This window comes from Rhizobium terrae (assembly GCF_003425685.1).
GTDB lineage: Bacteria > Pseudomonadota > Alphaproteobacteria > Rhizobiales > Rhizobiaceae > Neorhizobium > Neorhizobium terrae.
Genome location: NZ_QJKM01000049.1, coordinates 1 through 5729, shown reverse-complemented (window position 1 = coordinate 5729; position 5729 = coordinate 1). Strand labels below are relative to the sequence as shown.

Here is a 5729-nt window from a genome sequence, read left to right as displayed (position 1 = left end):
GACATAGCTGAAGAGTTCCCCCGTCCGAACATCGCCGCCACGCATTCCATAATCCCCAAAGCCCCTCGGACGCAGTGAATCATTTCGAAGCAGTCAATGCCAGTGGCTTTTTCAACAGCCTGCTAGGCAATAAACCCTCGGCATCGTTTCTCCTTAACGTACATTTCAAAGCTTTTGCCGCTATACGGTTCATCTGGAAGCAACGGCCCGTGCTGGGGTCCGTGATTGAAACGACCGACAAACTATGACTGCCGGAAGACCAACTCGATTTCGCTAAACTTATATTGATGACGCATAGCGAAGCGGTCGCCGCGTCGTCGACACTGCCTAGAGAAGACGGTCACCGCCTCAACGCTCTTGAACTCGGCGGCGGCGCGCTTCTGGATCTCGGAATTTATTCGATTTCCTTTGCCGTCGATATTCTAGGCCTTCCCAAATCGGTCAAGGCTGCCGGGCGACTGAAAAATACAGGCGTTGACGCGGAAGTTGCCACGCTCATGCAACATGATCGCGGCACGATTTCAACGACCTTCTCCTCATTGGACGGAGGGGGGGTGAAAACAGGGCGTCCATCTACGGCTCAAAGGCCAGAATCGAGATAGGTCCGGTCTGGTACAAGCCGGCATCCTTCAAGGTCCTTGATTATCAAAACAACATACTGGAGGAATTCTCAGCACCGATATCCGGTCGCGGAATGCAATTTCAAGCATTTGAAATGAGCGCCTCATCCGCACCGGTGCGATGGCGTCACCTGTCATGCCATTGGAGCAAAGCGTCGCGATCATGGGTATCCTGGATGAGATACGCGGTCAGATATGAATAAGTTATCCCGGCGAGCTTTGATCGTGTTTCGGGCTTTTGGATCAGGGCGTTTTGGAAAGAGCCCGAAATCTGCTGCATTCGGATCTCAGCAGCGGTCAGAGAGACGTCGAGCTTTCCCAGAAATCGGTCTCGGCATCGGTCGCATAGCGATCAATGTCACGCAGGTCCTCTTGGGAAAAGTTTAACAAATCTAGGGCGCACAGGGAGTCATCTAGTTGCTCTACGTTGCGAGCCCCTATAAGCGCAGATGTGACGCGCGGATCACGAAGCACCCAAGCGATCGCCATTTGAGCCAATGTTTGACCACGGCGTGTTGCGATATCATTGAGTGCTCTGACTCGATCGATAAGCTCCGGAGATATTGGGTTCCTGCTTATCTTTTCTCTCGATGCCCGCGCCTCGACCGGAATGCCGTTCAGATACTTCGAGGACAACAAGCCCTGCGCCAGGGGAGAGAATGCCACACAACCGGTTTGCAACCTCTCAAGCGTAGCCAGCAGGCCATTCTCGACCCACCTGTTGAACATTGAATAGTTGGGTTGATGAACAAGTAGCGCCACACGCTCGCTTTCCAGAAGCGATGCGACTTCGCATGTCAGAGCGGGCGAGTAGCTTGAAATGCCGATGTAGAGCGCCTTGCCTTGACGATGAATATCGGCAAGTGCGCGGACTGTCTCCTCCAACGGCGTTCGAGGGTCCACTCGGTGGGAATAGAAGATATCGACATAATCGAGTCCCATGCGCGCTAAAGACTGATCCAGGCTGGCAATGAGGTGTTTGCGGCTCCCGGTAATGCTCCCATAAGGTCCTTCCCACATCGACCAACCAGCCTTCGTGGTAATGATCATCTCGTCACGATACGGAGCGAAATCGCCTGCCATCATGCGCCCGAAGGTTTCCTCGGCCGAGCCGCGAGGCGGACCATAATTATTAGCCAGATCAAAATGGGTAATGCCTCGGTCGAACGCACGCCTCAAAACTGCCCGTCCAGTCTCATAGCTGTCGACGCCGCCAAAATTGTGCCACAGCCCAAGTGAAATCGCCGGCAAATCGATGCCGCTCTTCCCGCAGCGACGATAGATCATGTTGTTTTTGTAGCGATCGCTCGCAGCGGAATATTTCATGCGTTCTCCTAGCTAAAACCCGGCGTGCAGACGCCCAAATCATCAAGTTTCCCGAAGACAATCGTTTGTATAAGCGGCGCCGCTGGTTGTCAAACTTGAAAGCGACTCCAAAAGTCGAACAATGGCATTGACAATCGTTTGTATTAGCCATTACAAACGATTGTCGACAGCTAGATTGCGCGATTATCAGATTGATTAGAGGCGGATTGAGGCAGTCGCCTAGGTCGGCTGAATGATCGCCCGCCGCACGTCAGATTTCTCATGCATAACGCCTGAATCCACGGATCTTGTCGCGGTTCTCGGCTTTGGAAGTTCACTGAACTGCAATGTGGCACCTTTTGCAGGAGCCCATAGGGAGTATTAAATGGTTGATGCTGTAGTAGAGCCTTTCTTGCAAATGAACGGCGTGGGCAAGTGGTTCGGCAACCTACAGGTCCTGCATGATGTGACTTTCAGCGTCAAAAAGAGCGAAAAAATCGTAGTATGCGGTCCATCCGGCTCCGGGAAATCGACGATGATCCGTTGCATCAACCGGTTGGAAAAGCATCAGATGGGCCAAATCCACGTCAATGGGATCGAACTTACGGATCAGAAGAAGAACATCGACCGGGTCCGACAGGAAGTCGGGATGGTGTTCCAAAACTTCAACCTGTACCCGCACCTGACGATCCTCGAGAATTGTACAATTGCGCCCCGGTGGGTGAAGGGGATCGGCCGTAAGGAGGCAGAAGACATAGCGTTACGCTTTCTTGAGCGCGTTCGAATACCTGAAAAGGCACATTTTTATCCGAGCCAGCTTTCCGGCGGGCAACAGCAGCGCGTGGCGATAGCACGTTCCCTGTGCATGAACCCAAAGGTGATGCTGTTTGATGAGCCAACTTCCGCACTGGACCCTGAACTTGTCCGGGAAGTGCTGGAAACGATGGCGCAGCTTGCCGCCGACGGAATGACGATGATCTGCGTTACGCACGAAATGGGTTTTGCGCGGCAAGTCGCCGACCGCGTCATTTTCATGGATGAGGGGAAAATAGTTGAGGTGGCTTCACCGGACGAGTTTTTCGACGACCCCAAGGAGAGCCGCACGCGACGGTTCCTTAAACAGATTCTCTATTGAGATCTGGGTGCCCACCGAGATGATGCGCCAATGTCAAGAGTTTAAAAACAAGTAGGGGAATGAAGATGAAGTCAACTTTTATCAACATGGTATCTGCAGTAAGCCTTCTGGGGGGCATGGCCGTTCTCCCGACGGTTTCCGGTGCGCAGGAATTGCCCGCGCTTCCGAAGGCGATCAAGGATGCCGGCGTCATCCGCATCGGCGTGAAATGCGACAGCCCTCCGTTCGGTTTCTCCGGCACTGACGGGAAGCCAGTCGGGATCGAGGTCGAGATGGCCAAGCAGATTGGTGTTTACGCATTTGGCTCGGCCGACAAGACCCAACTCACCTGTGTAACCGCCGATTCACGCATTCCATCATTGAACGGCGGCAAGATTGACGCCATCATCGCAACACTTGGAAAGACCAGGGCGCGGGCCGAAGTTATCGACTATACAAACAGCTATTACTGGGGCACCAGCAACGTACTCGTTAACAAGGACAGCAAGGTCAAGAAACTTGCCGATCTGGACGGTAAGATGTTGATCGTGCTGAAGGGAAGCACGCATGCCAGGTGGTTCACGGAGAAGCAGCCGAAGGTCGGACTGATGCAGCTCAATAGCACTGCGGACGGCGTCCAGGCCCTCCTTCTGGGGCGTGCTGAAGGTTATGCCGGCGATGGAGAGGTCGTTGCGACCATCGCCGGCAATAATCCTCAACTGCGTCTTGTCGAGGAAGGGTTTGATTTCGGCGCCAACGCTATCGGGCTGCGGAAGAATGAGCCGGAACTCAAGGCTTTCCTGAATGCCGCACTCGCAAAGATGCGGTCCACCAAGTTCCAATCGCCCCTGGTGAAAAAGTTCGTCGAAAATCCGGGACTTCAGGCAAAGATCGTTTCGGGCTTCGAGACCGCGGTGCCTCCGGAAGCCGAGGATAAATAACGAGACTTCGGTATCCGGGGCGGAAGCGCTCCGGATACCTGCGCCGTGTTTCATCATCCGTGGAATAACAGTATGGATTTCAACTATATAGCGCTGGCACTACCGGACCTCCTGAGAGGCGTTCGAATGACGTTGGTGGTGAGTGCGCTGGCGATCCTCATCTCGTTAGCCATTGCTATCGTCGGTGCGTTCCTGCGCTCTCTGCCGTTCAAACCGCTCCATTATCTCGTCACGGGATATGTCGAATTCATTCGCGGAACGCCCTATCTTGTCCAGATATTCTTCATTTTTTATGGCTTTCCGACGATTGGCTTAACGCTGTCGGTTTTCTGGTCGGGTGTTATGGCGCTTGGCATATGGGCCAGCGCCTATCACATCGAAAATCTTCGCGCTGGCCTGGCTGCAGTCGGGAATGGAATGAGAGATGCGTCGGCTTCGCTCGGCCTCAAGCCCCTGCATCACGGTCTTTTCGTGGTCTTTCCGATCGCACTTCGTGCAGCGCTTCCTTCAATCATGAATACGATAGTCAGCACGATAAAAAATTCGGCCTATCTCCAAGCGATCGGCCTGATCGAGTTGACCTATGTCGCGGTTGAAAAAATCTCCTACGAATTTCGTGCGGTAGAGATGTTTGCCTCGATCTGCGTGATTTATCTCGCCTGCATATTCACCGTTTCCGGTTTGGGCCATGTTCTCGAGCGGCGCCTCAAACGACCCTATCTCGGGAGATAGTTCACATGTTACTCCTTGAATTTAAGGACTTTTTGTTAGAAGGCCTGGTCAATACGCTAAAGCTTTGCCTGGCAATTGTTTCAAGCGCCACGTTTTTCGCGATTCTTTTTGCGGCAGGCATGTCGCTTCGGGCCACTTTTCTCAACCGTCCGGTTTATCTTCTGGCGGAGGTTTTCCGCGATCTTCCTTTAATCGTTACGGTATTCCTCATTTATTTCTTGCTGCCCAAGATCGGGTTGTCTCTCGACCCATTTGTTTCGACGACGCTGGCTGTCGCGCTGTGGGGTGGTGCTAACGGTGCTCATGTCATCAGAGCGGGTTTGGTGGCAGTACCAAAGGGCCAGAGGGAAGCTGCTGCGGCCTTCGGCTTGCAGAGCTGGAAAGGCCTAGTGCTCATTGTTCTTCCCCAAGCCATGCCGATCATACTTCCCCCATATATCAGCCTTGTGACTGCCTGGGTGCAGGCGTCCTCCCTTGGCGCGGTCATCGGAATGCCGGAATTGTTTCGATCAGCGCAAATTCTCATTGAGCAGACCACGATAGGGCGCGGCGGCAGTCCGGCTTTCCTGGTTTATGGTGCAATCCTGATTGTTTATTTCACACTCTGCTGGCTCATATCGCTCGCTGGACGGCCGATCGAACATTATTTCAACCGTCACCTCGCTCGCGGAAACAATCCAGATGTCGCCAAGGATACCGTCGCTTCGGAAACTGCAGTTGGAGCTCGTGCTTGAGATCGGGTTGACGCATCCACTGGTTCTATTCGGATGATCTGGATCAAAAGACGATCTATATATTAAAGAGTTAAAGCGTAGCTGGGCGTCGAAATAGACGCATGTCGCTCCAGGCGGATCGCGACGCATTTCGAGTAACCCCTCAGATGATTTGGTCGTAACCGTTGCGAGCGCCCCACATTCAACACGGATTTCGCATCGCGCATAATTGCCGTCTGTTGAATACTGCAATGGTGAGGTTGTGTGGGTGGCAGACGATGAGAGGTTGGTTTCGCATCATGCT

The 5729-nt window shown here is 53.3% G+C and carries 7 protein-coding genes; 5 read left to right on the top strand and 2 right to left on the bottom strand.

All coding sequences use genetic code 11. From position 1 onward, the window contains the following. Positions 1-287: 287 nt before the first annotated feature. A complete protein-coding gene (locus DMO26_RS35155) occupies positions 288-602 on the top strand; it encodes a Gfo/Idh/MocA family protein (protein WP_404947108.1) in 315 nt (104 codons plus the stop codon). A gap of 27 nt (positions 603-629) precedes the next feature. On the opposite strand, the gene DMO26_RS34065 is transcribed toward DMO26_RS35155, so the two are convergent. Together DMO26_RS34065 and mgrA are read right to left on the bottom strand one after the other, a co-directional pair. After that, positions 630-785 carry a hypothetical protein gene (locus DMO26_RS34065; protein WP_162895195.1) on the bottom strand — a complete coding sequence of 52 codons (156 nt, stop codon included), beginning with the start codon at positions 783-785 and terminating at the stop codon, positions 630-632. A 132-nt stretch (positions 786-917) separates the two neighbouring features. After that, positions 918-1946, bottom strand: coding sequence for an L-glyceraldehyde 3-phosphate reductase (gene mgrA / locus DMO26_RS33065; protein WP_117196500.1), 1029 nt, complete (start codon positions 1944-1946; stop codon positions 918-920). A gap of 364 nt (positions 1947-2310) precedes the next feature. On the opposite strand from mgrA, the gene DMO26_RS33060 reads away from it, so the two are divergent. The 4 genes from DMO26_RS33060 to DMO26_RS33045 all read left to right on the top strand — a co-directional run bounded on the left by DMO26_RS33060 (position 2311) and on the right by DMO26_RS33045 (position 5446). Continuing rightward, positions 2311-3060: an amino acid ABC transporter ATP-binding protein gene (locus DMO26_RS33060; RefSeq protein ID WP_117196499.1), complete on the top strand. Its 750-nt coding sequence runs from the start codon at positions 2311-2313 to the stop codon at positions 3058-3060. A 59-nt stretch (positions 3061-3119) separates the two neighbouring features. Next, on the top strand, positions 3120-3980 hold the full coding sequence (locus tag DMO26_RS33055; protein ID WP_205421306.1) for a transporter substrate-binding domain-containing protein: 861 nt from the start codon (positions 3120-3122) through the stop codon (positions 3978-3980). Positions 3981-4052: 72 nt separating this feature from the next. After that, a complete protein-coding gene (locus tag DMO26_RS33050; RefSeq protein ID WP_117196498.1) occupies positions 4053-4712 on the top strand; it encodes an amino acid ABC transporter permease in 660 nt (219 codons plus the stop codon). A gap of 5 nt (positions 4713-4717) precedes the next feature. Beyond that, entirely contained in the window at positions 4718-5446 is a 729-nt protein-coding gene (locus DMO26_RS33045) for an amino acid ABC transporter permease (RefSeq protein ID WP_117196497.1), read from the top strand. The last annotated feature ends 283 nt before the right edge of the window (positions 5447-5729 follow it).